Below are 25,997 nucleotides of genomic sequence, written 5' to 3'. Positions count from 1 at the left end.
GATCAGGCCCCGGCCAGGCCGCTCGCGCGCCGGGCCGGGGTGCCGACCGCCTCGGCGAACGCCTCCCACGAGCCGTAGAGCCTGACCTGCTGTCGCGCGCGGGTGACCGCCGTGTACAGCAACTCCCTGGTCAGCAGCGGGGAACCGGGCGGCGGGAGCACGATCGAGACGGTGTCGAACTGGCTGCCCTGCGACTTGTGGATCGTCATGGCGTGCAGGTCGGTCGCGTCGTCGAGCAGCGCGGGCGCCACCCACAGCGCCCCCTCTGGCCGGTCGACGACCGCCACCAACTCGTTGTCTGCGCGTTTCACCACCACGGCCGTGTCGCCGTTGCTGAACAGGTCGCTGTTGCGCTGGATCAGCAGCGGCTGACCGGGGTAGTGGCGGTTGTCGTAGCCGTAGCCGTCCAGTTCGCTGGCGAGCCAGGTGCGCAGCGACCTTGCCCAGTGCGTCACGCCGAACGGCCCCTCGCGGTGGCCGCACAGCACCCGGTGCCTGTCGAGCGCCTTGTTGGCCGCGACCCCGTCCGCCTCCAACGCATGGCCACGCACCGCCGCTGCGGTGGCGAGCGCGTCGCCGCGGATCGCGTGCAGCGTTGCCGGGTCGACGTCGCCTGCGAAGGCGATCATCTCGATGCTTTCCGCGCCCTCAACTGCCGCCCGTGCGGCCGCCTCGTCGCCTCGGAGGATCGCGTCGGCGAGTTCGTTGATCTCGGCGTTGGAGCGGTAGTTGTGCAGCAGTCGCGCCAGGCTGCCGCCGGGGCAGTCACGAGGTCGTCTGCGCTCTCGATGTCAGCGAGCACGGCGCCTGCCTCGACCGAACGCAACTGGTGGGGGTCGCCGAGCAGGATCAGCCGGGTCCGTTCGGACAGCGCGGCGAGCAGGGTCGCCATCAACTCGAGCGAGACCATCGACGTCTCGTCCACCACGACGACGTCGTAGGGGAGTGGGTTCCGCGGCCCGTACTCGCTGTGCGCCGACCGGGGACGCAGCCCAAGCAACTTGTGCAGGGTGCCGCCCCAGGTGTGGCCCGTCGCGCCGCCGACCTCCTGCAGCAGCCGCGCCGCGGCCTTGCCTGTCGGAGCGCACAGCGCGACCCGCGGCATGACGGGGCCGAGCGCCTCGAGGATCTTCGCCACGATCGTGGTCTTGCCCGTTCCGGGGCCGCCCGTGATGACGGTGGTGAGATGGCCGAGCGCGGCCGTGACGGCGTCGCGCTGCTGTTCGTCGAGAACTTCGTCGACCGCGAAGGTGACGGGCACCGGTTCGACGGTGACCGCGCTGCGGGCGCGGAGCAGGTCGGCGAGCGAGCGCTCCTGCCGCCAGTAGCGGTCGAGGTAGAGCAGCGTCCCGTCGAGCCGGAACGGGGCCTCGACGGAGGCGTCGGTCGCCACGGTGGGAGACGCCGCGACCCGTGCAAGCCAGGCGTCGGCCTCGGGCCATGGGAGCGCGACGGGGACGGCCTCGGCCGCGCCGTCGTCCAGGTCGGCCTCGGGTTGGAGTCGCTCGGCCGCCGAGGCCAGGTCGACGCAGACCGACCCGAGCCGCAGTTCCCTGACCGCGAGGGCGCAGGCCAGCATCAACTCGGGGTCGGCCTCGCCCGTGAGTTGCGCGAGGCGGCGCGCCAGATGGAAGTCGATCAGCCGCAGCATGCCCGCCTCCGCAAAGGCGAGCAGCGTTCCGGTGGCGGCGATAGGCAGTTCAGGCACGGTGACCTCCCAGCAGGTCCGAGGTGGCGACCACGAAGGCGGCGGGCGGGAACCAGCCGAAGACGCCGCAGGCGGTGCCGTCGACGACGGGGGTGTCGGGGCCCGCCATGCCGCGCACGAAGAGGTATCCGACGCCGCCGAGGTGCTCGGCCGGGTCGTAGCCGGGAAGCCGCAGCGTCAGGTAGCGGTGCAGCGCGACGCAGTACAGGCTCGCCTGCAGCGGATAGTGGGCCTGCATCATGGCCTCCGCCATCGACGGGGCGGTGTAGTGGCCGAGCGTCAAGGGGTCGGCGGCCGTCGGGCTGAGCCGGTTGGTCTTGTAGTCGACGACCGCGAACCGGCCGTCCGGCAGGCGCAGGACGGCGTCGATCGAGCCGGTCAGGAAGCCGTTGAGGACGGCAGGGGCCGCCTCGGAGGAGGCGAGCCTGCGCGGATAGTCGACCAGCGGGTCGTCGGCTCCGAGGTGCTCGGCCATCAGCGCGGCCAGGTCGGCCAGCGTCGCGGGACGGCCGGCGTCGGCGAGCGGCAGGTCGAAGTCGAGTTCCGGCAGCCGGGACGAGGTGGGCAGGCCGGACAGCGTCGTCGAGGTGAGCGGCAGCAGGGGCGTGCGGCACAGCAGGTCGAGAGCGTCCGCAAGCAGGCCGGACTGCGTCGCGTCGAGGCCGTTGGCCGGGCCGATCTCTGCGAGCAGTTCGTGCGCGCTTGCCGTCAGCCGCTCCGGGGCCCAGTCCAGGCGCTCCAGGGCCTCGTGCACCAGGGTGCCGAAGCCGGCGCCCGCGGGCAGGTCGGCCATCGGGGATGCGGCCAGCAACTCGGGGGCGACCTCATGCACGGGGGCGAGGTCGAGTTGGTCGGCCTCGTCGGTGACGACCCGCACGACCTGCTCGTGCAGGCCCTGAGTCAGCCCCGAGTAGGAGGTGCGCCGCCAGGTGTGGTCGACGGCGCGGTGCAGCGTCGCAAGCGCCAGCGGTTCGCGGCCCTCGGCCGACGGCGGGGTCCCTCCCGGCGGCGGCGTCGGGTCGAGCAGGCTGTCGAAGACGCTCGCCAGGTGGATGGGCGTCGTCGTGCCGCTCTGGCGCCACCCGTGGCGCTTCAGCAGCGTGCTCAGCGGGCCGTTGCTGCTTGCCCGGGTGTTGTCGCTGACATGCCAGGCGATCGTCAGGTGTGCGGCGCGCGTCATGCCGACGTAGAGCAGTCGCAACTCCTCCTCGAGGTTCTGCCGGTTGACGTCCTTGTGGATGTCGTCGAGGTGGCTGGGCTTCTCACCGACGTACAGGTGTCGACGGTTGGCCTCGATGACGGAGAACGGGTACGCCACGCGGACGTGGCTGCCGCCGGTCTCGGGGAGCAGCACCACCGGGAACTCGAGGCCCTTGGCGGCGTGCATGGTCATCACGCGGATCGCTGGCTCGTCGGACTCGATCCGGATGGAGTCGGCCTCGTCGTCCCCGGACCGACGCTCGGCGATCACGGCGAGGAGTCCGGGCAGCGAGCGCTGGCCGCTGGCGTCGAGCAACTCGGCGATGTGCAGCAGGTCCGTCAGGCGGCGGGCACCGTCGGCCTCGGCGAGCACCCGCGCGTCCAGGTTGGCGCGGGAGCGCAGCACGGTCACGACCGCCCCGATCCCCCCGGTGTCGAAGGCGAGGCTCAGTTCCCGAACCAGGGTGCTGACCCGTGCCGGTTCCTGGCTGCCCTCGCTCAGCAGGTCGCCGAGTTCGGAGCCGACCAGGGGAGTCATGGCCGCCATCCTGATGTGCGACTGCGTGGGGTCGGCCATGGCGCGCAGCAGCGACTGCCAGTCGTCTGCCGAGTCCTGCTTCCACACGGACTGGCTGCCGGTGAGCACCGCGGACAGCCCCGCCTCCGTGAGCGCCTCGCGGACGCGGCGGGCGCGGGCCGTGGTGCGGGTCAGCACGGCGATGTCGCCTGGGCCGAGCGCGCGGGTGCCGGACGGCGTCGTCAGGCTGGCGTGGGCCAGCAGGTTGCGGACCTGCCGGATCAGGTCGCGCTCGATGGCGGTGAGGCCGTCGACTCCTGCGGCCAGCAGCGAGTCGGCGCTCTCGCGGCGCAGCCAGACGCGGGCCTCGACAGGCAACGTCAGCCGGGCCCCGTGGCGGGCGGTGACCGGGGTGACGGTGACCTCGGCCGAGCCGAGTTCCATGTCACCGAAGAGGTCGACGACGCCGCGCACCAGCGGCGCGTCGGAGCGGTGGTTGGTCGCCATGGTGAACACCTCGGCGCCTTGGCGGGCCCGCAGGTAGCTGCCCAGGTCGGCGCCGCGGAACCCGTAGATCGACTGCTTCGGGTCGCCGATCAGGATGGTCGGCCGGCCGGGGGCGACGAACGCGCGCTCGATGATGTCCCACTGCTCGGGGTCGGTGTCCTGGAACTCATCCACCAGCACCACGGGGAAGCGGCCCGCCAGGTGTTCGCGGGCAAGGCCTCCGGTGCGGGGGTCGGCGAGCGCTTCGCGCAACCGGGCGATCACGTCGTCGAAGGTGCAGATCCCCTCCGTTGCCTTCCGTGCCGCGTACAACTCGCGCACCGCGACGGCGTAGTCGTGGCGCGGCCCGTCGAGGGGCAGGAGTGGCAGCGCGGTCTCACAGGCCGCCTCGCCGATCCGCAGCGCCGTGCGCGGGTCGAACGGGGGATCGCTCTGGTCGCGGTGCAGCCTCAGATAGGTGTCGCTTGCGCATTGGCGCGCAAGTTCGCGGTCGTCCGGGCCGATGGTCTCGGCCGGGTCCCAGTCGGCGAGGACGCCCAACTCGCGAAGCATCGCGTCGCAGAACGCGTGCGTGGTCAGGATCGTTGCCTCGTTGTAGCGGGCGACGGCGGTGGCGATCCTGTCGCGGTGCACCTTTGCGTCGGTGCCGGCCAGGAGCAGATCGACGGGGTCCGGGTCGTCCATCTGCTCGCCCGCGAGGTGGGCGTCGAGGCGACGCAGCGTCGCCTGGAGCCTGGCGAACACCCGGCTGCGCAGTTCGCCTGCTGCGTGGTTGCCGAAGGTGATCATCAGGAGTTGCGTGACGTCGAGGTCGGGGCGCTCGGCGAGGTAGCGGGTCGCGAGCGCGGCGATCGCGTAGGTCTTCCCGGTGCCCGCGCTCGCCTCGAGAAGCGTCGTGCCGGTGGGGAGGGGGCCGGTCAGGTCGAAGTCGTGCATCAGTTGCCCCCCATCAGGCCGGTGTACAGGGCAACGGCCCACGCGCCGAAGGCCGAGTCCTCACCGTTGGCCGGGTCCTCAGCGGTCGGAGGGTCGACGAAGAGGTCGGCGACGTCCTGGTCGTAGAACAGTTCCCACGCCTCACCCATCGAACTCCACTTGTCGTGCCGGTAGCCCGGCTGGCCGCGCCAGGCGCCCCGCTTGTGGCGATCGCGGCGGATCTCGTCTGCGTAGCAGATCGCGGCGGTCGCGGGGGCGGGGATCAGGCGGTGCTGGCCGAGCACGTAGGCCCGCAACACCGTCTCGAGCCGTGCCCGCGCGGCGGCCGGATCGGGTTCGCCTACCCGACGGTGGTCGACGATGACGTCGCTCCAGTTGCCCGGATCCTGCACGAACCGGTACACGCTGCCAGGGGTGGGGGTTCCCGCGGCGGTCAGTGCCAGCGACTCCAGCCACGGCCCGATCAGCTTGTCGGTCGTCTTGCTCGGGGTCAGCGTCAGCGCCTCGCCCCCGCGGCAACGGATCTCGTCGACCAACCGGATCGTGCCGAGGCCAGGCAGGTCGAAACCCAGGTCGACGGGCACGTCGGTGATCTCGCTCCGGTAGGCGGGGCCAGCCTCCCCCCAGAGCAGTTCGGCGCGTGCCTTTGCGCGCGAGAACTCGGCCCTGCCGATCTCTTCGGGCGGGAGTTCCTCGTTGCTGCGCAACGTCCTGATCACAGACTGCAGCGGCGTGCCCTGCTTCAGCGCGTCGAGCAGGGTCGTGACGACCGACCACTGGGCCAGCCCGTTCAGTTCGAGCGGCATGTCGTCGTTGAGAGATGGCTCCGTGAACAGCGGCAGCCCTGCCGCCGAGCGCAGGAATGCCTTCGCAGGGTCGGCGAGGAAGCGGGTCAGCTGGGTGACGGAGACCTGAGCGGGGGCCGCGCCCGCAGGACGCAGCCTCGCCTGTTCCCTGCGCCGGAGCCGCACGGTCGCGACGCGGGAGGCGGAGCGTCGGGCCACGGCACCCGAGTGCGCCGCGATGTCGAAGCTGGCGGGGGAGCCGAAGTTGGCCTCCGAGGTCGCCGTCGGTGGGTGCGCGACCGGCTGCGGGGCGGCGCCCAGTTCCTCCAGGAGCCAACTCACCGCAGACGGCGGCGCGATCCTGTCGTTGGTGCGCTGCGAGGCGCTCTGCCGCACGATCAGGAGCCGTTCCGCGGAGCGGGCGTGGCCGAGGAGTTGGTCGAGCCGCCTGCGCCGCTGATCGGGGGCCGCGTCGCCGAGGTCGACGGCGTCTGGCGCGAGCCCCGAACCGCCCGGCACCACGTCGTCGGTGACGCCGAGCAGCGCGACCAGCCGGAACTCGACGTGGCGCAGTTCCCCCAGTGGGGCGACGAGCAGCGAGCCGTTGCCCGCCGCGACCCGCGCGCGCGGCGCGGACTCGGCCGCGGTCAGGAGATGGGCGAACTCGCCGCGGGTCAGGCGGGTCTCGCTCGAGACGTGGTCGGCCTCGAACCGGGAGAGCACGGAGTGCGCGTGCAGCACCTGCCACTCGTCGTCGCGCGGGGGCCGATCAGGTCGACGAGAATCGCGCGGGCGCGCCTCACCCATTCGACGATGGTGGCGGGCGCCGCGGTCTCGCCGATGAGGCGACGCAGCCGCGAGACGATCTCGCACAGCGCCCCGACCGTCTCGAGGTCGGAGGCCTCCACCGCGTCGGTGCCCGCCACCTGCAGCGAGCCCTCGTGCCCAGTCGCGACGGACAGGCCGACCAGTAGCCGGTCAAGGCCGCGCAACCAGGTGTTCTGGGCCAGCCCGTCGAGCGCGAAGGCGGCGCGGTGCTGGGCGTCCATGCCCCACCGGATGCCGGAGCCGCCGACGAGTTCGAGGACCGCCTGCCTGTCGTTGAGGCGCCAGCGGTGCGCGATGGGCGCCGAAAGCAGCAGTTCGACAACGTCGGTCGCGGAGGCGCGCAGTTCGCCGAGCCGAAGCAGCGTCGACAGGAGCGTCAGGACCGGATTGTGGTCGGGGGCGGCGGCCTGCTGCACGCGCAACTGCCTGCCGGGGTGGCCTCCCTCGACGCGGTTGGAGAACGCCGCGTCAAGGAGATGCGCGTAGCGCTCAGGGCGGGGGCAGACGATCGCGACGTCGCGGGGCTCCAGCGTCGGGTCGGCCTCGAACGCGCGGGTCAGTTCGTCGCGCAGCACCTCGACCTGGCGGGCCGGGCCGTGCGAGTCGTGCAGCGACACCTCGACCGGGTTGGGGGAGCCCTCGTCGCCCAGGTCGGTCGGCTGCGCGCCGAGACCCTCTGCCCACGCCGCGCCCGGCGAGCCGAGCGGGGCGATCACCGTCAGCGACCCGAACGACTCCAGCGCCGCCCGCTGCGGGGTCGTCAGGTCATCGACGGCGAGCACGAAGGTCGGCACGTCGTCGTCGGCCGCCGCGTTGACGGTCGCCTCGAGAGTGTCGAGCGGGTCGACCTCCAGGCAGTCAACGGCAGCGCGCAGCAGCGCGGGCTGCCAGGCCCAGCGCTGCGCGAGTTCCTCACCGTCGGGCCCTGCATCCTCGCCGGCGAGCCAGCCGCCGAGCAGATCGGGGGAGACGTCGAGGTACCACCTGAAGAGCCGGGCGATCCGTTGCGCCGTCGCGCGCCTGCCTCCGACGCGGCCGGGCTCGGCTGCACGGGCAAGCACCGGGAACTGGTCGGCCAGTTCGTCGATGGCCTCCCAGGTGGCCAGCTCTAGAGGGGTGCCGAGCCAGCGGGACCGGTCGCGGGCGACCCCTGCGCGCTCCGCGAGCTGACCCATCAGGCGCGCGGGGGTGACGTACTCGATGCCCGCGGAGATGCCGAGCCGGGCGGCGATCTCCTGCCCGACGATGCGCCCGGTGGCGGGGGAGGAGACGACGACGCGCGACCAGGCGAAGGGATCGGTGTGGGTGCCGCGCAGCCGGTCGGCAAGGGCATCGAGCAGCGTCGCCCAGCGCCGCCCCGTCAGCAGCTCCACATCCATCTCAAACCCGCCCTTCCCAAGCCTCCGCACCACCCTAGTGGTCGCCTCCGACGGTTGCCGGTTGGCAATGTGTCAGTGGCCACCCGGACAATGGGGGTGTGACCGATCCGATCCTTGATGCCCTCGACCCCGAACAGCGCCGCGTCGCCACGATGCTCGACCACCCGGTCGTCGTGCTCGCTGGTGCGGGGACGGGCAAGACCAGGGCGATCACGCACCGGATCGCCCATGCCGTGCGTGAGGGCCGCTACGACCCGGCGGGCACGCTCGCGGTGACCTTCACCACCAGGGCGGCTGGCGAGATGCGTTCGCGGCTCGCCTCGCTCGGCGTCCGTGCGGCGCAGGCGCGCACCATCCACTCCGCCGCGCTGCGGCAGTGCCAGTTCTTCTGGCCGCAGGCCTACGGCGTCGAGTTCCCGCGCGTCGCCGAGAACACCTTCGGCCTGGTCGCCCGCGCGGCGCACCAGGTGCTCGGCTCCTCCGAGACCGCCCTGGTGCGCGACCTCGACTCGGAGATCTCCTGGGCGAAGACCAGCAACGTCAGCGCCGCCCGCTATCCCGACGTCGCAGACGGGCGCTCCGTGAACGGGGCGACCCCCGCGCAGGTGTCGGCCGTGATGGCGCACTACGAGAAGCAGAAGCTCACCGAGGGAAGCGTCGACTTCAACGACATCCTGATGTGCAACGCCGTGCTGCTCAGCGAACACGAGGAGATCGGGGCCCGGATCCGAAGCACCTACCGCCACTTCGTCGTCGACGAGTACCAGGACGTCTCCGCGCTGCAGCACCGGCTGATCTCGCTGTGGGTCGACGGGAGGGACGACGTGTGCGTGGTGGGCGACGCCAACCAGGCGATCCACTCCTTCGCGGGGGCCGACGCCGCCTACCTGCTGGGATTCGCCTCCGAACACGAGGGCTCCCAGACCGTCCGACTGGTGCGCAACTACCGCTCCAGCCCTCAGGTGATCGCCGCCGCCAACAAGGTGCTCCGGGTCCGCGAAGGTGGGCCCGCGGCGCTGAAGGCGACCAGGGATCCGGGACCCGTCCCGACGTTCACCGGCGAACCAGACGAGCGCACCGAGGCCGCCGGCGTCGCGGCGTGGGTCAAGGCCGTCCGCGCCGAGGGCACCCCCTGGTCGGAGATCGCCGTGCTGTACCGGATCAACGCGCAGTCGCCGAACCTCGAGGCGGCGCTGACGGAGGCGGGGGTTCCCTACACCGTGCGCGGCACCGAGCGCTTCTACGACCGCGCGGAGGTGCGCCAGGCAGTGCTCGAGTACGGTCGCACCGCCTCCAGGGGCCCGGAGGCCCCCGCGACCGACGTGATGGACGGGGTGCTCGCCGGCCTCGGCTGGCGCGCGGAGGCGCCGAGCGGGCAGGGCAGGCAGCGCGAGCGGTGGGAGTCGCTCGAGGCGCTGCGCACCATGCTCGTAGACGAGGCCGCCGGGCGCGACGGATGGGCCGCGGGCGATGCGGCGGCCTGGCTGCAGGAGCGCGCCAGTTGGCAGGCCAGCCCGGTCGCCGACGCGGTGACGCTGTCGACGCTGCACGCCGCAAAGGGCCTTGAATGGCAGGCGGTGTCGATCATCGGGGTCCGCGAGGGGCTGATCCCGTTCGCCCTGTCCCAGGAGGAGCCGGAACTGTCGGAGGAGCGCCGCCTCCTCTACGTCGGGTTCACCCGTGCCAAGCGCGAGTTGCGGATCAGTTGGGCCGCGGCGCGCGGCAACTCCACCAGGTCGCGCTTCATCGCCGACCAGGCCGGGGCCGCGGTGGTCAACGGCCGCGCCAAGCCGAAGCGCACCACCTCGGCGAAGTCGCGGACCTGCCGGGTGTGCGGCGGCCACCTGCACACGGCGGGGGAGCGGAAGCTCAGCAGGCACGAGGGCTGCGAGGTGACCTACGACGAGGCCCTGTTCGAGGCGCTGCGGGTGTGGCGGAAGGCGGTGGCCGACGAGGCGAAGGTGCCCGCCTTCGTCGTGTTCACCGACGCGACCCTCCTCGCTATCGCCGAGGCGGCGCCAAGCAGCCCAGCCGACCTGCTCCGGCTTCCGGGCATCGGCCAGACGAAGGTGAACCGCTACGGCGACGGCGCGCTCGAGGTGATCCGGGAACATCAGGGCTGACAGTCCTTTCCGCCGCACCCTGGCAGCGCCCGCCACCGGACGAGGTCGAGCCCTGGCCTGCTGAGCCGCCAGCGCCAACTGGCGCCGATCAGTTCGCTCGCCCCGGTGCGCAGCAGCGCCTCGCACTGTAGGGCCACCCACGCCGCGACCCAGGAGCGCAGCGCCGGATGACCGCCGCGCCCGCGCGCCGCCGCGGACCCGGACACGCACGCGGCGCACGGGCCGGCGCCCCGCACCAGCACCGGGCCGATCTCAGCGTCGGTGGCGCTCCAGTGGGCGTAGACGGCGCAGGTGCCCGACGCGTAGCCCTGCGACTCGAGTGTCGGATGGCCCCCGGGAGGAAAGGCCCAGATCAGCGCGGGTGAGCCGACCACGACCCCGGCCGGTCGAGCGCAACCTCGGGGCTGACGGCCCGCCACGGCAGCCCGACCGCAGCGAGCGCCAGCCCGATCGCCGCGGCCCGCTCGGCTCGTCCGACGACGCACAGTTCCCGTCCGGTCTCCATCGCCCCACCCTGCGCCACGCCGCGCGGTGGGTGGTCGGGGCCGGGTTGACCGGACAACACCTCCCCGGAAACGACAACGACGGGGCGATGGAAGCTTCCATCACCCCGTCGAGGTCTGTGCGGTGGCTCAGGCCTTACCGAGAATGCGGTTCAGGTTCGTGCCACACACCGGGCACTTGCCCTTGGCCATCTTGGTGCCCTTGGCGTTGACGACGACCTCTCCCTTGGCGTCGCGCTTCTCCTTGCACTTGACGCAGTAGAAAGAGCCTTCCCAGGTCTCCGTAGCCATATTTCCTCCTTATATGCCGCTGTGATTCAACGGCCCAGACAACTGTAGCCGCGTGACAAGCCCATCTAGGGTAGTTCCCGCCTACACGGCGGAGTCCCGGCGGCTCGATCCGCCTTCCCCTGCGAATTGAGCCGACCGGGACTCTCAGCCACAAAGTCTGGCGTGACTGGTGGTCCGCGTCAAGCGCGAAACAGGTAATCGGGCCGATTTATTCGCCGAGGAGCTTCCGCAACTCGTTGTCCAGATCGTCCTCGACCCCGCCGTGGGAGTCGCCGCCCGCCGTGAATGCGAGGGGGTCTGCCAGGTCGGACTTCGTCGGAAGCAGGTCCGGGTGGCCCCAGACGGCGTCGCGCCCCTCCAGGCCCCGTTGGTGCTCGACGGCGGCCCACAGGTTGCGCGCGTCACGCACCAGGCGCGGCCTGAGGTCAAGCCCGATCAGCTCGGCGAACACGCTTGTCACGGGCGTCCCGGAGGCGCGCCTGCGGTGCGTGATCTCCTCCAACTGGCCCGCGTTGGGCATCCACGGGGAGGTCGCCTTCGCGACCACATGGTCGACCCATCCCTCGACGAGCGCGAGCAGCACCTCGAGGCGCTCCAGGATCTCGAGTTGGGTCGGGGTGCTGGCGGGCTGGAAGAAGGAGCCGCGCACGGACTCGCCGACGGCGACGACGTCCTCGATGGACATCCCCTCGAGGCTCTCGGGGCGGAACTGGTTGGCGATCGCGTCGAAGTCGATGGTGATCTCGCGCGAGAAGTGCGCGAGGAGGGCGCTCATCTGCGGGGAGAGCCAGCCCACCGAGTGGAAAAGGCGCTGGCGCGCCGACTCGCGCAGCAGCAGGTACAGCGCAACGTCGGAGTCCTTGACGTCGAGGTCGCGGGTGAACTGCGCCACGTTGTTGGGCAGCAGCACCACCTCGCTGGAGCCGAGCAGGTTGAACCCGATCTCGGTGCCTGTCAGCACGTCGCTGGCGAGATTTGCCAGTTCGCGCTTGAGGCGATCGCGGTAGATCAGCGACGCGGACGACTTCATCATGGGCGCAAGCATCTGGGACATGCCCTGCAGTTCCGCGTCCTCGACGTCGCCCGCGGTGCCACGCTGGAGGGCGTCGGCGAGGCCGTCGATGATGGGCTCGATGACGGCGCGCCAGCCGTCGCTCGTCGCGTCCAGCCATTGGGCCCGCGTCATGGCGCGACCTGGTCGCCCGGTCTCGGCGAAGGTCGTCACGGGCGTCAGCCAGGACTGGGCGAGCCGCTCGGCGTCGCGCACCGCCGTCTGTTCCTCGTCGTGCAGCGCCGGGTCGCCACCGGACTCCGCGGCCAACTGCTTGGCGGCCGTCAGGGTCGTCAGCCAGGCCGCGTCGGGATCGCGGTCGGCGTTGGTCATGCCGAACATGAAACCGCCGCCCGAGGCCTGCATCCGGTTCACCTGGGCGATCAGTTCCTCGAGGTTGAGATCCTCGGCGTCCCCGAACCCGAGTTGCTCAAGCATCCGGCGCAGTTGTTCGAAGTCGAAGGGGTTGTTGCTGGACATCGGCTTCCTCCTATACCCCCCATTCTTCCGCATCGGGCAAGGACCCGCGAGGGGTCCACCGCCGTTGCCGGCGTCTTGGCGCCGCTTGCTAGGGTGAGCCCAGGCTTGGGAGCAGAAGGGAGCCGCTGTGTCGCGCAACGCGATGGCGATCGTCTCGTCTCTGCTCTTCGCGGTACTTGCCGCATCCCTCGTGCTGATCCCGGTGCCGTACGTGGCCAGGCGACCGGGCCAGACCATCGACGTGCTCGCCACCACCGACAACACCCCCGTCATCGAGGTCACCGACGCGCCGACCTTCCCGACGACGGGCAAACTGCTGATGACGACGGTCTCGACGACCCGCGTCGACGCCACGCTGAGCCTGCCGGAGGCGATCTTCGTGCACCTCGGCGCCGACTCCGACGCGATGCCGCGCGACGTCATCTACCCGCCGGGCAAGTCGTCGGAACAGGTCGAGAGCGAGGCCGTCGCGATGATGGACAGCTCCCGTTCCGACGCGACGGTCGCGGCGTTGCGGGCCGCCGTCATCCCCGTCACCGACATGCCGCGCGTCCAGTCCGTCTCACTCGCGGGCCCGAGCGGCGACGTGCTGCAACCGGGCGACCTGATCGTGAGCGTCGACGACCAGCCGGTCTCCTCCGCCAAGGACGTCGCCTCGGTGCTCGGCACCCACGCCGCGGGCGACCAGGTGATCTTCACGGTGCTGCGGGAGGGCAAGGAGATCTCGGCCCCAGTGGTGCTCGACGCGTCGGCCTCCGAGCCCGGCAAGGCGGTCGCGGGCATCGACGTCGGCACCGGATACCGGTTCACTCCGCGGGTCACCTTCGGTGTCGACCCCGCGGTAACCGGGCCGAGCGCCGGGCTGATCTTCGCGCTCGGCATCTACGACCGGATCACCGACGGCAACCTGATCGGCCAGGAGGTCGTCGCGGGCACCGGCACGATCGACCCCCAGGGAAAGGTCGGCGCCATCGGGGGAGTCCGCGAGAAGATCAAGGGAGCAGAACGCGACGGCGCGACCGTCTTCCTGGTCCCGGAGAGCAACTGCGCCGACATCGGCACCCTCAAGACCAGCCTGAGGCTGGTCAAGGTCGGGACGCTGAAGGACGCCATCTCGGCGCTCCAACTCATCAATGAAGGAAACACCTCGGAGGTTCCCACCTGTGGCTGACTCGTCTCGCCTCATCGCCTGTCTCATGGACGTGGAGCGCCACGTCTCCTCGGCTGGCTGGGATCAACCTGCGCGCCTGTTCGCGCTCGTCACGACCGGCACGCTGCTCGAGGTCGAGCCGCAGTTGCGTGGGCGCGTCCCCGAGACGGCTCCCGACGCGCTGACCGCCATCGAGCAGGACGAGTTCCACGCCACCGACAACCTGTTCGAGCGTCTGCACACCATCTTCTGGCCGGACACGGTCGAGGGCTGCGCCATCGCGTTGGAGCGCGCGTTCCTTCCCCCGAAGTTCGAGGCCGATCTTCCCGAGGATCCCGACGCGGCTGCCGAGTTCGTCGCGAAGCACCCGGAGAAGACCGACGTGCGCGTCGTCGTCGGCGTGCTGCGCGACGGCACCAAGCACGGACTTGCGCGGCTCGTCAGCGACCCAGATGACCTGCTCGGCGCCGAGGATCTCGTCCCCGGGCTCGCCGAGGGACTGCTCGACACCTTCAGGAGCGAAGACTGATGTCCGCCACCCAGGATCTGGACGAGCCCCGCCGCCGTTCCCCGCTGCTGTGGACCGTGCTGATCATCGGCGCGCTGATCATCGCCGCCGTGATCGCCTCCCGCGTCGCCACCGACTACCTGTGGTTCAAGTCGATCAACTTCCAGACGGTGTTCACCACGCGGCTTGCGGCGCAGATCGGGCTGCTCGTCGGCTTCGGCGGCGCCATGTTCCTGATCATGTTCTTCTCCATGGTGATCGCCTACCGGCTCCGGCCGAAGGTGCGCCGGGCGAACCTCGACTCCGAGTTCCTGGTCCAGATGCGTGACGTGCTCGACCAGCGCTCGCGGCTGCTGATGGCCGTGCCAGCGCTCATCATCGCGCTGCTGTCCGGGCTGACGGCGCTCGGACAGGCCGACACGTTCCTGGCCTGGTGGCACGCGACGCCGTTCGGCGAGCGCGACCCGTACTTCAACATCGACGCGTCCTTCTACGTCTTCACGCTGCCGTGGCTGCAGTTCGTCTCCGGCTTCCTGCTGTTCGCGCTGATCGCGGGCGGCATCGCGGCCCTGTTCGTGCACTTCCTGACCGGCTCGCTGAACGCGTCGGCGCTTCGCGGCCGCGGCAACACGGCCGCGAGCGTCCCCGCACAGCGGCAACTCTCGATCACGCTCGGCATCATCATCCTGCTGTTCGGCGCGAAGGTCGTCCTCGACCGGTTCGCGCTCAACGTGACGCCGTCGACGCTGTTCACCGGCATGGGTTACACCGACTACACAACCCGCGTTCCCGTCACGGCGATCGTGGCCGCGATCTGCGTGATCTGCGCGCTCGCCTGCTTCGTCAACGCGTGGCGGGTCCGCTGGTCGGTGCCCGCAGCGAGCATCGCTCTGCTGATCGTGTCGATGCTGATCCTCTCCAGCCTGTACCCCTGGCTGATCCAGAACTTCCGCGTCGCGCCGCAGGAACAGGACCGCGAAGTTCCCTACATCGCCAACAACATGAAGGCGACCAAGTACGCCTACGACGTCAGCGATGTGGAGATCGAGGACTACGACGCCAAGACCACCGCGACCGCGGGCCAGTTGCGCGCCGACGCCGAGGCGCTGCCCGCGATCCGCCTGATCGACCCGTCGATCGTGCCGCGGACCTTCGAGCAGTTGCAACAGGTGCGTGGCTACTACACGTTCCCGAAGGTGCTAGACGTCGACAGGTATGTCATCGACGGGAAGGCCACAGACGCCGTCGTGGCGGTCCGCGAACTTGACCTGCAGTCGGTCGAGTCGGGCGACAACTGGAACAACCGTCGCACCGTCTACACCCACGGCTACGGACTGGTCGCCGCGTTCGGCAACCAGCGCGGTGCCAACGGCGAGCCGGTGTTCTTCTCCGGAGGCATCCCCACCACGGGCGAACTGGCCGAACACGAACCGCGGATCTACTTCGGCGAGAAGAGCGACTACTACGTTGTGGTCGGCGCGCCGGACGGCGCCACCCCCGTCGAACTGGATACTCCTTCGGGTGGCGAGGGCCGCTCCGAGTCGCTCTACACCTACGAGGGCAAGGGCGGCGTTCCGGTCGGCAACATGCTGACGAGGGCGGCGTTCGCGATCCGCTTCGGCGACATCAACCTGATGCTCTCCGACCGGGTCAACTCCGACTCGCGCCTGATGCACGACCGGGTGCCGACCCAGCGCATCCAGGAGGCCGCGCCGTGGCTGACGGTCGACTCCGACCCGTACCCGAGCGTCGTCAACGGCCGGGTCGTGTGGATCGTCGACGCCTACACCACCACCGACTCGTTCCCGAACTCGCAGCGGGTCGACTGGACCCAGTCGATCTCGGACTCCCGCACGGCCACCGACCGCACGCTGCTCGGGCAGCAGGTCAACTACGTGCGCAACTCCGTCAAGGCCGTTGTGGACGCCTACGACGGCACCGTCTCGCTCTACGAGTGGGACAAGGAGGACCCGATCCTCAAGACGTGGACGAAGGTGTTCCCCGGCGTGATCACGCCGAAGGAGCAGATCCCCAAGGAACTGCTGGAGCACCTGCGCTACCCGCAGGACCTGTTCAAGGCCCAGCGCGAGATCCTCGGCAGGTACCACACGCCGAACGCGAGCACCTGGTACCACCAGACCGACATCTGGCAGGTCCCCAACGATCCGGTCAGCGGCGCGACGGACAAGCAGAAGGAACCGCCCTACTTCCTGACGATCCGCTGGCCGGGGGATGAGAACCCGCACTTCGCCAACACCACGGTGTTCGTGCCGAAGGACAGGGAGAACCTCAGCGTCTACATGGCCGTCAACTCCGACGCGACAAGCAAGGACTACGGCAAGAAACGCGTCCTGAAACTCTCCGACGCCAAACAGATCGCCGGCCCCGGCCAGACCTACAACTTCATCTCGACCAACCCGTCGGTCGCGGAGAAGTTGCTGCCGTTCAACCGTGAGGGCGCCAACGCGTCGGCCATCTACGGCAACCTCCTGACGCTGCCCCTTGGCGGCGGCCTGCTCTACGTCCAGCCGATCTACACGCAGGCCAAGACGTCCGGTTCATACCCGGCGCTGCGGTTCATCGTGGTGCGCTTCGGCGACCAGTTGGGCATCGGCGAGTCGCTGCAGGCGGCGCTCGACCAGGTGTTCCAGGGCGACGCGGGCGCGCAGACCGGCGAGGGGGACCCGGGCACGACCGACGTTCCGACGGAGCCGACGGCGCCGTCCGACCAGACCGGAGCCGAGCGGGCCCGGTCGCTGCTTGACGAGGCAGAGGTGCTGTTCAAGGGCGCTGACGACGCCCTCAAGGAGGGCGACCTGGCCGGCTATCAGGCCAAGAACTCCGCCGCGCAGGACAAGGTCGCTGAGGCCGTGAAGGCGCTCGACGAGGGCTAAGCCCGCAGGTCCACGACCTCGGGCGTGAGGCCGCGTTCCTCCAACTCGGGGACGAGCACGGCCGCATCGCCGGTGACGGCCACGCATGCCTGCTCGGGGCTCACGACGCTGCGGTAAGCCGTTGTCGCGTCCGCGGCGGAAACGACCGCGAGGTCGTCGAAGTGGCGCGCCAGGTAGGCCGGGTCGAGGCCGGCCGCGGCCAGTGAGGACGCCTGCGCGACGATGTCGGCTGAGGTCTCGTTGGCCAGCGGCGCAACCCCGATCAGGAAGCGGCGCGCGTCGTCGACCTCGGCATCGCTGAACGGCTCCGCAAGGGCGAGCCCGTCGAGCAGTCGCGTCACGGCGTCGCCCGCCACCTCGGTGCGGATGCTTCCGCCGACGCTGAACTGCCCCTCGGAGACGCCAGGGGCGAAGCCGCCGCCGATGCCGTAGGTGTAGCCGAGACGTTCGCGCAGTTCGAGGTTCAGCCTGCTCGCGAATGCACCGGCGATGGCGTGCCCCGCGACTCGCAGTGCGGGCCAGCGGGGATCGTCGCGGGTGACGGTGCGGAGCCCCATGGCGACGGTCGCCTGGACGGCGTCTGGACGGTCGACGACCACCACTCGCCGCGGCTGGACGGGGGCGGTGTCGGCGGGCGAGGCGGGAGAACCGTCGGCCTCCCACGCAGCGAGGCGCTCGACGACGACGTCCGGGTCGACGGCGCCCGCGATCAGGAGGGTGGCGCCGTCGGGGGAGAAGTGGCGCGCGTGCCAGGCCCGCACGTCGTCGACGCCGATGCCGTGCAGCGTCGCCGGGGTGCCCGCCGCCGGGCGGCCGTCGCGGTGCTCCAGGCCATACAGCGCGCGCCGCAGCGCCATCCGGTTCGCCCCGCCAGGGGAGGCAAGCGTCGAGTCGAAGCCCGCCTCCTGCGCCTCGACGTGGTGCGCCACGTCCCTGGCCTCGTAGTCGGGTTGGGACAGGATCTCGGTGAACAGGGGCAGCACGTCCCCGAGCCGCCTGGACGGTGCCTGGCCGCCGAAGGTGGTGTGCCGGTACTTGGCGACGCCGTGCAGGGTCGCGCCGTTGGCCTCGAGCAGTTCGCCGATCCGGCCCGCGGGGTGAGCGACGGTGCCCTCGTCGATGGCGTGCAGCGCGACGGTCGCGACGCCCTCACGCTCGAGTGGTTCGTCGCTGAGCGGGGCTGGCAGCACCAGTTCGAACGTGGCGATGTGCTGGCCCGGCAGGTGGAAGTGCCACACGCTGAGCCCGTTCGGGAGTCGCAGGATGGTCGGCGTGGGGAACTGCCACGGGGTCGCGAGCGAGACGTCGGGGCGGTTCATCGGGTGCCTTCCGCGAGGTAGTGCAGTTCGTGGGCCGCGCCGGGGGACAGCCAGGCGGCGGCCGCGTCCCTGATGTCGTCAGGGGTGATGGCCAGCACGTCGGCCAGGTGCGTGTTGACCCAGCCGGGGTCGCCGTGCACCAACCAGGCCTCGTTGATGGCGTCGGCCCTCCCGGAACTGGTGGCGAGGTCCCACAACCAGTCGCGCTCGTACTGCGCCACTGCGCGGGCGACCTCCTCCTCCGTGGGGCCCTCGGCGATGAACCGGTCGACCTCGGCGAGGATCGCCGCGTTGAGCGCCTCGATGCTGACGCCGTCGGAGGGGCGCCCCAGGATGGTGGAGATCGATGAAGCGGAGCGGTTCGGCAGCAGGGCGCTGTGCACCTCGTTGGCGATGTCGGCGTTGCGCACCAGCGCCCGGTGCAGCCGGGACGCGTTGCCGTCGGCGAGCACCGCGAGGGCGAGGTTCAGCGCGGAGGACTGCGCGGAGGCGGCCTCGGGTGCACCCCACGACAGGTAGGTCAGCGAGTGCGGCACCTGCCGGCGCACCACCTCGACGCTCGGATCGGCGGGGTTGGCCGCGGGCATCGCCGCCCTGCGCGGCTTGATCGTGCTGGGCAGCCCCCCGAAGTAGCGTTCGGTCAACTCGATGCCCTCATCGGGCGTCACGGGTCCGCTCAGCACCAGCCTGAGGTTGCTCGCCGGGTACCAGGAGTCGAAGAAGGACGACACGTCGCCGAGCGAGGCGTCGTCGAGGTCCTGCATGGAGCCGATCGTCAGGTGCCCGTAGGGATGCTCGGGCTGGAAGTGTTGCCGGGTGAGCAGTTCGAGCAGGTCGCCGTATGGCTGGTTGTCGTAGCGCTGCCGCTTCTCCTCCTTGACGACCTGGCGCTGCGTCTCGAAGTTCTCCTCCGTGATCGCAAGTGTCGAGAAGCGGTCGGCCTCCAGCCAGAGCGCCAGGTCGAGCGCGCCGCGGGGCACCGTCTCGAAGTAATTGGTGCGATCCGAGGAGGTGGTGGCGTTGACGGTGCCTCCGAGGGCCTCGACGGTGGCCATGTGCTCGCCGGAGGCCACCGACGCCGAGCCCTGGAACATCAGGTGCTCAAAGAGGTGCGCGAAGCCGGTCTTGCCCGTGTGCTCGTCCGCGGAGCCGACCTCCACCCAGATGTTGACGGCTACGCCCGGCGCGTCGGGGTCGGGCGCGACGACCACCTCGAGGCCGTTGTCCAGTCGGTGGCCCGCCAGTTCGTAGTGCAGCCTCGCCTCGGTCATGTGACGTGACACTATCGCGTGCGGGGACGAACCGCCTCCGCCCGCCAAGGATCAGTGCAGCGACGCGTCGGCGGGGCCGATCGACCAGTCGTGGAACCGGACGCTGAGGCCCGCCCTGCTCGGGGCGCAGGCGAGCGGCCCGGCCTCCGCATCGGCGTCGGGCGGGAAGGGCGCGACGCGCACCAGGGCCAGCGGTTCGCCGTCGAGCCCGGCCCGGACCGTCAGTGCGTCGCCGGAGCGCGACACGCGGACGCGGACCTTCTGGCCGTGCCACGGGTCGACGGGGGCGACGGACCAGTCTGAGGTCGGGTTGGTGACGACCGCGCCGACCTGCGGGTGGCCGTCGGCGAACTCGACACCCGCCTTTGCCCAACAGTCCTCTGCCGCGACGACGAACAGCCCGGCCTGGTCGAACTGCTGGTCGTAATCGGCGGTGAAGCAGACCTCCATCGCCGTGTCCTGGGGCAGCGGGGCCACAAGGGCGTGCTCGCTGTCGTGCACGAAGCCGTAGGAGGTGACGCGCCACGCGTCGGAGCCCTCGGCGCAGGTCACGACCAGGTCGTCGCCGTCCTGCGACGCGTCGACGGGGGAGTGGGTCCAACGGCCGGTGGTCCAAGGCAACCTCTGCATGGGTGCACCGTATCGGGTGGGGGTAGCCTCTGCTTCATGTTGTATCGCTATCTCGGTAACTCCGGTCTCAAGATCACAGAAATCACCTACGGGAACTGGCTGACGCACGGCTCGCAGGTCGAGAACGACGCGGCCAAGGCCTGCGTGCGGGCGGCCCTCGACGCGGGCATCACGTCCTTCGATACCGCCGACGTTTACGCCAACACCGTCGCCGAGGAGGTGCTCGGTGAGGCACTCAAGGGCGAGGCGCGCGAGTCGCTCGAGATCTTCACCAAGGTCTACTGGCCCGTTGGTCGCAAGGGCGCCAACGACGCCGGCCTCAGCCGCAAGCACATCATGGAGGGCATCAACGGCTCGCTGCGCCGCCTTCAGACCGACTATGTCGACCTGTACCAGGCACACCGCTACGACCTCGAGACACCTCTTGAGGAGACCATGATCGCCTTCGCGGACGTGGTGCGGCAGGGCAAGGCCCTCTACATCGGCGTGTCCGAGTGGAACGCCGAGCAGATCCGCGAGGCGTCGAAGCTGGCGAAGGAACTCAACATCCAGCTCATCTCGAACCAGCCGCAGTACTCCGCGCTGTGGCGCGTCATCGAGGAGGAGGTCGTCCCGGCCTCTGAGGAGGTCGGCGTCTCGCAGATCGTGTGGTCTCCCGTCGCGCAGGGCGTCCTGACGGGCAAGTACCTGCCGGGCCAGCCGCTTCCCGAGGGTTCGCGGGCCACCGACACCAAGGGCGGCCAGAACATGATCAGCCGGCTGATGAACGACGACGTGCTTACCCGTGTCCAGAACCTGCGGCCGATCGCCGACGAACTCGGCCTGACGATGGCCCAGCTCGCCGTCGCATGGGTGCTGCAGAACAAGAACGTCGCCGCCGCGATCATCGGCGCCTCGCGCCCCGAGCAGATCACCGAGAACGTGAAGGCGAGCGGTGTGGAGATCCCCGCCGAGCTGATGACCCGCATCGACGACGCCCTCGGCGACATCGTCGTGCGCGACCCTTCGCTGACCAGGGCGCCGCAGACGCGCCCGTGACCCGTTGAGGCGTGGGGCCGGACCGGTTGACGGTTCGGCCTCACGCCTCTTCTGTCTCCGGTCTCAGGCCCGCACACGGGCCCGCGGTCTGGCGCGTGACCCGATCTATGGCAATAGTGGGCCGATGGACGCTGTGAATGAGTGGCTGCTCGCCTGGGGCGACCGGCTGTGGACCTGGATCGTGTTGCCCCTTGTCGTCGCGCTTGGGGTGTACTTCACGGTCCGCTCCGGCGTCGTGCAGTTGAGGCTGCTTCCCGAGATGTTCCGCACGCTGCTGGACAGGACCCCGACCACCGAGTCCGGGGAGCCGCAGTCGGTGTCGTCGTTCCAGGCCTTCACGATCTCCGCCGCATCGCGCGTCGGGGTCGGCAACATCGCAGGCGTCGGGACCGCGATCGCCGTTGGCGGCCCCGGGGCGGTGTTCTGGATGTGGCTGATGGCCTTCATCGGCGGCGCGTCCTCCTTCATCGAGTCGTCGCTTGCGCAGTTGTACAAGACGCGCGACGAGGACGGCTTCCGTGGCGGCCCCGCCTACTACATGCAGCGCGGCCTCGGCGCCCGCTGGATGGGCGTGCTGTTCGCCATCATCCTGATCGTCTGCTTCCCGCTGGCGTTCAGTTCGCTGCAGGCCAACACCATCCAGGCGACGGTCGCTGGCAGCTTCCAGGACGCCTCGCTGGCCTGGCTTCCGTGGGTCATCGGGGCGGTTCTCGCGGCCCTGATGGGGTTGGTGATCTTCGGCGGCGTGCGCCGGATTGCCTCGGTCACGCAGACCCTGGTTCCGCTGATGGCACTGCTGTACCTGCTGCTCGGCCTGGTCATCGTCGCGATGCACATCGACCGGTTGCCGCACGTCTTCGCGACGATCTTCTCCCAGGCGTTCGGCCCGAACCAGGTCGTCGGGGCCGCGTTCGGCTACATCGTGCTGACCGGCATCAAGCGCGGCATGTTCTCCAACGAGGCGGGCCTGGGGTCCGCCCCGAATGCGGGCGCCAGCGCGGCCGTCACGCACCCCGTCAAGCAGGGCCTGGTGCAGAGCCTCGGCGTCTACTTCGACACCTTCCTGGTGTGCTCGATCACCGCGTTCATCGTGCTTGTCTCGGTGCCCGACCTGGCCTCCGCCGAGCGCGGCATCATGCTCACCCAGACGGCGGTCACCGGCACCCTCGGCGGCTGGTCCAACATCGTGTTGATGGTGATCATCTTCCTGCTGGCGTTCAGTTCGATCCTCGGGAACTACTACTACGGCGAGTCCAACGTCGAGTTCATCACGGGCAACCGCGGTGTGCTGCTCGGCTACCGTGTCTTCGCGATCCTCGCGGTGTTCGTCGGCTCCGTGTTGAGCGCTGACGTGGTGTGGAACTTCGCGGACGGGGCGATGGGCTTCATGGCGATCGTGAACCTGATCGCGATCGCGCTGCTCTCCGGCGTCGCCTTCAAGTTGCTGCGCGACTACACGGCGCAGCGCAAGGAGGGCCGCGACCCCGTCTTCACGAAGGACCGCATCCCGGGCCTGCGTGGCGTCGAGGTCTGGGAGGACGAACTCAGCGTCACCGGCCCCGCCAGCGCGAAGCAGGGCCGCTGACCTACCCCGATTTGCCCCTCACTGTGGAAGCCCCTATAGTTGTCGGAGCGACGCGGGGTGGAGCAGCTCGGTAGCTCGCTGGGCTCATAACCCAGAGGTCACAGGTTCAAATCCTGTCCCCGCTACCAAGAAGGAAACGTTAGAACCTGCAGCCTGAGAAGGCTGCAGGTTTTTTCGTTCCCAAGCGAAGAGGCCACCGGGGCGCTCACGGTGCAGGAAGGTCCGACTGAAGTAGCGGACGACTCCCGGTCGCTCGGATGGTCGGTCGGGTGTCGAGTCCTCCTGAAGTGCAGCGACAGGATTCTCGTCGAGCATCGGACGGAAGACCCGTCGCAGGTCACAGCCAGCTACTTCATCATCTTGGATATAGATGCGCTCGAACACAGCCTGATTGAGGTCACGCCGGATCTGCGGATCGTCACAGCCGAGGTAGCGACCGTGGGCCCTGTCAAGGTGCTGGAGCGCGACGTCCAGCGCAGCATGGAGGCGTTCGTCATCCACCTCGGCCTGAGCCAGCTGGGACTGAATCACTCCTCGCTCAACGGCGATCCTGCCCTGCTCCTCCTTCAGGAGATCGACTGGCAGTGCATCCGCGTAGTAGGCCTGCATCAGCTTATCCGCCTTCGACTGGAGCTGCGCCAGACGCCGCTGTGCGGCTTCGCGTGCCACACGCTGTTCGTGGAGGGAGTCGTTGACGTGGTCAGTGAGAATGTGGCGAACCTGAGTCAGCTGGCTCGCGTCGAGTTCGACCGTCGTCCAGTGGTCCTCGATGAGCTGTTCAAGATGGTGGGCTTGAATCGCGACGAAGGTGCAGCCGTTCTTCCGGGCTTGGCGACCAAGGCAGTAGAAGTACTCGTAGTAGTTGCCCATGCGGTTGCGCGTGACCTCATACGTCAAGGGCTCCCCACACTGGCCACAGAAGACACTCCCCTTCAAGTAGTGCGTTCTGATCTGTGGCTTCTCCTTGCTCTGGCGACGACCGCGACGCACTGCCTGACAGCGCGCGTACAACTCCTCGCTGACCAGCGCTTCGTGCTTGCCCGGATACTCGACCCCCTCGAAGGTCACCACGCCGGTGTAGTAGCGGTTCATAAGGAGCTTGTCGACGTGCGAAGTGGCGATGGGGCGATTGGGAGCCTTCGGCGTTGGTAGCACCGTGACTCCCTGCTCGCGCAGTTCCTCGGCGATCATCGCTGCCGTCCACTCCCCTGTCGCGTACCGCTCAAACATCCATTGCACCCATGGCGCCCGGTCAGCGTCCACGATGACCGTCCGTCGCTCGTGGCCGTCCCGTGTGCGCTCCCGAGTATTGATGTACCCGAATGGAGCCTTGCCCGGAGTGCCGCCTCCCTTGGCCTTCTGGCGCATGCCCTTTCGTGACTCAGTGGCGAGGTTCTGCGAGTAGAACTCAGCGATGCTGCTCATGATGCCGTGCAAGAGCATGCCACTCGGCGTCTCGTCGATGTTCTCAGAGCAGGAGACGAGCTTGGCACCCGCCTTCTGGATCTCGAAGTTGATCTGGACATCATCCATGCGGTTGCGAGCCAGTCGATCTACCTTGTGGACGATGACAAGTTGGACTGCGTTCTGCTTGACGAAGCCCAGCATCCGCTGCAGCTCTGGTCGTTCTGCAGACTTCGCACTCTCCCCCGCATCGACAAACTCTTCGACGACATGCGCACCCAGCGCCTTGGCCTTGCGGTTGCAGGCCTCACGCTGAGCAGGGATGGAGAATCCCTCCGCTTCGCCTCCTCGCGTGGCCTGATCTCGTGTCGAGACGCGGATGTAGATGACCGCCCTTGTCGTAGCGTCCTGATTCTGGCTGGCCTTGTGTTCGTAGGTCATGTGTTACCCCTTCCTGGCGCTTGCGCCGCTGTAGTTCGGCCGCTGCACCACAAACCGCTGCTTCTGCCATCTCGGCGTCCACACCGGCCTCTGGCAGCGTGCTCGTGGGCGGGTGATCTCTGGTTCTGGGTCTACTTCCCGGGACAGTCCGGTCTGGTCGAGGCGCACGCGGATGGCTGCTTCGGAGACACTGAAGTGATCTGCCAAGACGGCTGGGTGCTGGAGGCCGTTGCCCCAGGCATGCTTGAGAGCAGTGCGTGGGACGAGGGCGCAGCCAGCGAAGTAGTCGGCGGCTCGTTCGGCCTGTTCGTGTGGGGTGGTGCGTCGGTCTCCGGTGTAGAGCTGGTGAGTGCGGCCGTGGTCGATAACGTGCTTGAACTCATGGAGGAGCGTGAAGCGTTTGCGGACTTCGGGGTCGTCCTTGTTGATGCAGATGATCCACTCACGGCCGTTCCAGTGGCTCATGCCGCTGACCGGGAGTTTCTCGTAGACGACGGTGATGCGCGGCAGTTCAGCGATGTGCTGGTCGGTGATGCCACTGAACTGGAAGCCGAGGGACTGGCCCATCAGGATGTGGCCGAGGCGGATGGCTTGGCGTTCGGCCAGGCCGAGGGCTTCATCGAAGGTGCAGGCTCTGCTGGGGCTGAGACTGCGGAGGCGCTTGAGAATGCTCTGCTGCTGTGGATGATTGTTATTCATGGTCTTTGCCTCCTTTCGATGAAGCGGTTGGTTGTTAGTGCTCGGAGTTGCGTTCTCTAGTGTGGTGTTCTGTTGAGGTCTGATCCTCAGCTTCGTCTTCTCCATTGGCTGGTCCGGACTGTTGGCTGACGCCGTATTTCTCAGTGATGCGCTGGAATGCGTCGGCTAGCTCGTCTTTAGCGTCTTGGGGAGGTGCCTGTACTTCTGACGGAGGTAGGGCTTGAAGTCAGGCAGCGTGGGTTTCTTGAGCTTGTATCCAGCGGCCTCGATGAGCCGCATCGGGTCGGTGCCGTAGAGTTCCGACAAGGCAAGCAGGGTGTCGAGGGTGGGCTTGACGATCTTGCCTTGCTCGACTCGCGAGATGCCTCCCTTGCTGAGTCCTACCTGCTCGGCCACTTGCTGGAGGGACAGGCCAGTCTCAGCACGCGCTGCTTGCAGTATCTCCCCGAGACTCGGCTTGTGACGGACTCTCTCGGGAATACCATTCCGGGCAGAAGGAGAGCCTTTCCTTGGTTCGTGGGTGTGTTCTTTGTTCATGTATTCATTCTACGATCCGGGTTTCCTGAAGTAAACGGGATTGGCATTTTCTACAACACGTCGGGACGTAGAGTTGGCGGCTCCAATCTGTTAATTGACTGCCTCTTTGATGCTGTGCTTTTTACAGCTACGCCACACACTTCTTGCAGCTGATTCTCCGCTCGCTCCTCAGAATGTTGGGTTGTGAGATGGATGAGTGGGGTGGGATCGGTG

The 25,997-nt window shown here is 69.0% G+C and carries 21 protein-coding genes and 1 tRNA gene; 7 read left to right on the top strand and 15 right to left on the bottom strand.

Features of this window, described 5'->3' with window-relative positions:
- Positions 1-2: 2 nt before the first annotated feature.
- Genes BW730_RS07035 through BW730_RS07015 form a run of 5 tightly spaced genes read right to left on the bottom strand, consistent with a single transcriptional unit; the run spans position 3 to position 7,860 of the window.
- Positions 3-629, bottom strand: coding sequence for an ATP-binding domain-containing protein (locus tag BW730_RS07035; RefSeq protein ID WP_077685630.1), 627 nt, complete (start codon positions 627-629; stop codon positions 3-5).
- Entirely contained in the window at positions 626-1,708 is a 1,083-nt protein-coding gene (locus BW730_RS07030; RefSeq protein ID WP_077685629.1) for an AAA family ATPase, read from the bottom strand. Before BW730_RS07030 ends, BW730_RS07035 begins: the two co-directional genes overlap by 4 nt.
- Positions 1,701-4,868, bottom strand: coding sequence for a UvrD-helicase domain-containing protein (locus BW730_RS07025; RefSeq protein ID WP_077685628.1), 3,168 nt, complete (start codon positions 4,866-4,868; stop codon positions 1,701-1,703). Before BW730_RS07025 ends, BW730_RS07030 begins: the two co-directional genes overlap by 8 nt.
- Positions 4,868-6,394: a hypothetical protein gene (locus BW730_RS07020; protein ID WP_077685627.1), complete on the bottom strand. Its 1,527-nt coding sequence runs from the start codon at positions 6,392-6,394 to the stop codon at positions 4,868-4,870. The genes BW730_RS07025 and BW730_RS07020 overlap by 1 nt, the downstream gene beginning before the upstream one ends.
- The gene (locus BW730_RS07015) at positions 6,328-7,860 is read right to left on the bottom strand and encodes an exodeoxyribonuclease V subunit gamma (RefSeq protein ID WP_077685626.1); all 1,533 of its coding nucleotides are present in this window, start codon (positions 7,858-7,860) and stop codon (positions 6,328-6,330) included. The genes BW730_RS07020 and BW730_RS07015 overlap by 67 nt, the downstream gene beginning before the upstream one ends.
- A 98-nt stretch (positions 7,861-7,958) precedes the next feature.
- Here BW730_RS07015 and BW730_RS07010 point away from each other — a divergent pair, with 98 nt between their 5' ends.
- Positions 7,959-9,983, top strand: coding sequence for an ATP-dependent DNA helicase UvrD2 (locus tag BW730_RS07010; protein WP_226997119.1), 2,025 nt, complete (start codon positions 7,959-7,961; stop codon positions 9,981-9,983).
- Here BW730_RS07010 and BW730_RS07005 read toward each other — a convergent pair.
- The 4 genes from BW730_RS07005 to BW730_RS07000 form a co-directional block, all read right to left on the bottom strand.
- Positions 9,974-10,357, bottom strand: a complete 384-nt coding sequence (locus BW730_RS07005) for a hypothetical protein (RefSeq protein ID WP_077685625.1) — start codon at positions 10,355-10,357, stop codon at positions 9,974-9,976. The genes BW730_RS07010 and BW730_RS07005 overlap by 10 nt on opposite strands.
- The gene (locus BW730_RS18465) at positions 10,336-10,488 is read right to left on the bottom strand and encodes a hypothetical protein (RefSeq protein WP_158522514.1); all 153 of its coding nucleotides are present in this window, start codon (positions 10,486-10,488) and stop codon (positions 10,336-10,338) included. Before BW730_RS18465 ends, BW730_RS07005 begins: the two co-directional genes overlap by 22 nt.
- Positions 10,489-10,615: 127 nt before the next feature.
- Positions 10,616-10,777 carry a DUF5679 domain-containing protein gene (locus BW730_RS18770; RefSeq protein ID WP_193432368.1) on the bottom strand — a complete coding sequence of 54 codons (162 nt, stop codon included), beginning with the start codon at positions 10,775-10,777 and terminating at the stop codon, positions 10,616-10,618.
- Between the two features lie 208 nt (positions 10,778-10,985).
- On the bottom strand, positions 10,986-12,308 hold the full coding sequence (locus BW730_RS07000) for a zinc-dependent metalloprotease (RefSeq protein WP_158522512.1): 1,323 nt from the start codon (positions 12,306-12,308) through the stop codon (positions 10,986-10,988).
- Positions 12,309-12,435: 127 nt separating this feature from the next.
- On the opposite strand from BW730_RS07000, the gene BW730_RS06995 reads away from it, so the two are divergent.
- The 3 genes from BW730_RS06995 to BW730_RS06985 are packed head-to-tail and all read left to right on the top strand — an operon-like array spanning position 12,436 to position 16,860.
- Positions 12,436-13,479 carry a YlbL family protein gene (locus tag BW730_RS06995; protein ID WP_158522510.1) on the top strand — a complete coding sequence of 348 codons (1,044 nt, stop codon included), beginning with the start codon at positions 12,436-12,438 and terminating at the stop codon, positions 13,477-13,479.
- On the top strand, positions 13,472-13,987 hold the full coding sequence (locus BW730_RS06990) for a PPA1309 family protein (RefSeq protein WP_226997118.1): 516 nt from the start codon (positions 13,472-13,474) through the stop codon (positions 13,985-13,987). The genes BW730_RS06995 and BW730_RS06990 overlap by 8 nt, the downstream gene beginning before the upstream one ends.
- The gene (locus BW730_RS06985) at positions 13,987-16,860 is read left to right on the top strand and encodes a UPF0182 family membrane protein (RefSeq protein WP_077685621.1); all 2,874 of its coding nucleotides are present in this window, start codon (positions 13,987-13,989) and stop codon (positions 16,858-16,860) included. Before BW730_RS06990 ends, BW730_RS06985 begins: the two co-directional genes overlap by 1 nt.
- On the opposite strand, the gene BW730_RS06980 is transcribed toward BW730_RS06985, so the two are convergent.
- The 3 genes from BW730_RS06980 to BW730_RS06970 are packed head-to-tail and all read right to left on the bottom strand — an operon-like array spanning position 16,857 to position 20,080.
- Complete coding sequence (locus tag BW730_RS06980) at positions 16,857-18,179, bottom strand: M16 family metallopeptidase (protein ID WP_077685620.1); 1,323 nt, start codon at positions 18,177-18,179, stop codon at positions 16,857-16,859. The two genes, BW730_RS06985 and BW730_RS06980, sit on opposite strands and share 4 nt — an antisense overlap.
- Positions 18,176-19,450, bottom strand: a complete 1,275-nt coding sequence (locus BW730_RS06975) for a M16 family metallopeptidase (protein ID WP_077685619.1) — start codon at positions 19,448-19,450, stop codon at positions 18,176-18,178. Before BW730_RS06975 ends, BW730_RS06980 begins: the two co-directional genes overlap by 4 nt.
- Before the next feature lie 51 nt (positions 19,451-19,501).
- Complete coding sequence (locus tag BW730_RS06970; protein ID WP_077685618.1) at positions 19,502-20,080, bottom strand: DUF1349 domain-containing protein; 579 nt, start codon at positions 20,078-20,080, stop codon at positions 19,502-19,504.
- Positions 20,081-20,116: 36 nt separating this feature from the next.
- On the opposite strand from BW730_RS06970, the gene BW730_RS06965 reads away from it, so the two are divergent.
- The 3 genes from BW730_RS06965 to BW730_RS06955 all read left to right on the top strand — a co-directional run bounded on the left by BW730_RS06965 (position 20,117) and on the right by BW730_RS06955 (position 22,831).
- Complete coding sequence (locus BW730_RS06965; RefSeq protein WP_077685617.1) at positions 20,117-21,118, top strand: aldo/keto reductase family protein; 1,002 nt, start codon at positions 20,117-20,119, stop codon at positions 21,116-21,118.
- 124 nt (positions 21,119-21,242) lie between these two features.
- A complete protein-coding gene (locus tag BW730_RS06960) occupies positions 21,243-22,703 on the top strand; it encodes an alanine/glycine:cation symporter family protein (RefSeq protein WP_077685616.1) in 1,461 nt (486 codons plus the stop codon).
- Positions 22,704-22,754: 51 nt separating this feature from the next.
- Positions 22,755-22,831, top strand: a tRNA-Met gene (locus BW730_RS06955).
- Here BW730_RS06955 and BW730_RS20305 read toward each other — a convergent pair.
- From BW730_RS20305 to BW730_RS06935, 3 genes are all read right to left on the bottom strand, one after another.
- On the bottom strand, positions 22,788-24,548 hold the full coding sequence (locus BW730_RS20305; RefSeq protein WP_226997200.1) for a recombinase family protein: 1,761 nt from the start codon (positions 24,546-24,548) through the stop codon (positions 22,788-22,790). The genes BW730_RS06955 and BW730_RS20305 overlap by 44 nt on opposite strands.
- A 3-nt stretch (positions 24,549-24,551) precedes the next feature.
- Positions 24,552-25,013, bottom strand: a complete 462-nt coding sequence (locus BW730_RS20300) for an ImmA/IrrE family metallo-endopeptidase (protein ID WP_226997199.1) — start codon at positions 25,011-25,013, stop codon at positions 24,552-24,554.
- 399 nt (positions 25,014-25,412) lie between these two features.
- Positions 25,413-25,784: a helix-turn-helix domain-containing protein gene (locus BW730_RS06935; protein ID WP_077685614.1), complete on the bottom strand. Its 372-nt coding sequence runs from the start codon at positions 25,782-25,784 to the stop codon at positions 25,413-25,415.
- Positions 25,785-25,997: the final 213 nt, after the last annotated feature.

This window comes from Tessaracoccus aquimaris (genome assembly GCF_001997345.1).
Classification (GTDB): domain Bacteria; phylum Actinomycetota; class Actinomycetes; order Propionibacteriales; family Propionibacteriaceae; genus Arachnia; species Arachnia aquimaris.
Note: the sequence above shows the minus strand (reverse complement) of the source record. Positions and strands in the feature narration are given on the sequence as shown.

What these genes read in the sequence shown, in the direction of transcription:
- BW730_RS07035 (WP_077685630.1), bottom strand. Translation starts at nt 629, where the DNA reads ATGATCGCCTTCGCAGGCGACGTCGACCCGGCAACGCTGCACGCGATC.
- BW730_RS07025 (WP_077685628.1), bottom strand. Translation starts at nt 4,868, where the DNA reads ATGCACGACTTCGACCTGACCGGCCCCCTCCCCACCGGCACGACGCTT.
- BW730_RS07015 (WP_077685626.1), bottom strand. Translation starts at nt 7,860, where the DNA reads ATGGATGTGGAGCTGCTGACGGGGCGGCGCTGGGCGACGCTGCTCGAT.
- BW730_RS18465 (WP_158522514.1), bottom strand. Translation starts at nt 10,488, where the DNA reads ATGGAGACCGGACGGGAACTGTGCGTCGTCGGACGAGCCGAGCGGGCC.
- BW730_RS18770 (WP_193432368.1), bottom strand. Translation starts at nt 10,777, where the DNA reads ATGGCTACGGAGACCTGGGAAGGCTCTTTCTACTGCGTCAAGTGCAAG.
- BW730_RS07000 (WP_158522512.1), bottom strand. Translation starts at nt 12,308, where the DNA reads ATGTCCAGCAACAACCCCTTCGACTTCGAACAACTGCGCCGGATGCTT.
- BW730_RS06985 (WP_077685621.1), top strand. Translation starts at nt 13,987, where the DNA reads ATGTCCGCCACCCAGGATCTGGACGAGCCCCGCCGCCGTTCCCCGCTG.
- BW730_RS06980 (WP_077685620.1), bottom strand. Translation starts at nt 18,179, where the DNA reads ATGAACCGCCCCGACGTCTCGCTCGCGACCCCGTGGCAGTTCCCCACG.
- BW730_RS06975 (WP_077685619.1), bottom strand. Translation starts at nt 19,450, where the DNA reads ATGACCGAGGCGAGGCTGCACTACGAACTGGCGGGCCACCGACTGGAC.
- BW730_RS06970 (WP_077685618.1), bottom strand. Translation starts at nt 20,080, where the DNA reads ATGCAGAGGTTGCCTTGGACCACCGGCCGTTGGACCCACTCCCCCGTC.
- BW730_RS06965 (WP_077685617.1), top strand. Translation starts at nt 20,117, where the DNA reads ATGTTGTATCGCTATCTCGGTAACTCCGGTCTCAAGATCACAGAAATC.
- BW730_RS06960 (WP_077685616.1), top strand. Translation starts at nt 21,243, where the DNA reads ATGGACGCTGTGAATGAGTGGCTGCTCGCCTGGGGCGACCGGCTGTGG.
- BW730_RS20305 (WP_226997200.1), bottom strand. Translation starts at nt 24,548, where the DNA reads ATGACCTACGAACACAAGGCCAGCCAGAATCAGGACGCTACGACAAGG.
- BW730_RS20300 (WP_226997199.1), bottom strand. Translation starts at nt 25,013, where the DNA reads ATGAGCCACTGGAACGGCCGTGAGTGGATCATCTGCATCAACAAGGAC.
- BW730_RS06935 (WP_077685614.1), bottom strand. Translation starts at nt 25,784, where the DNA reads ATGAACAAAGAACACACCCACGAACCAAGGAAAGGCTCTCCTTCTGCC.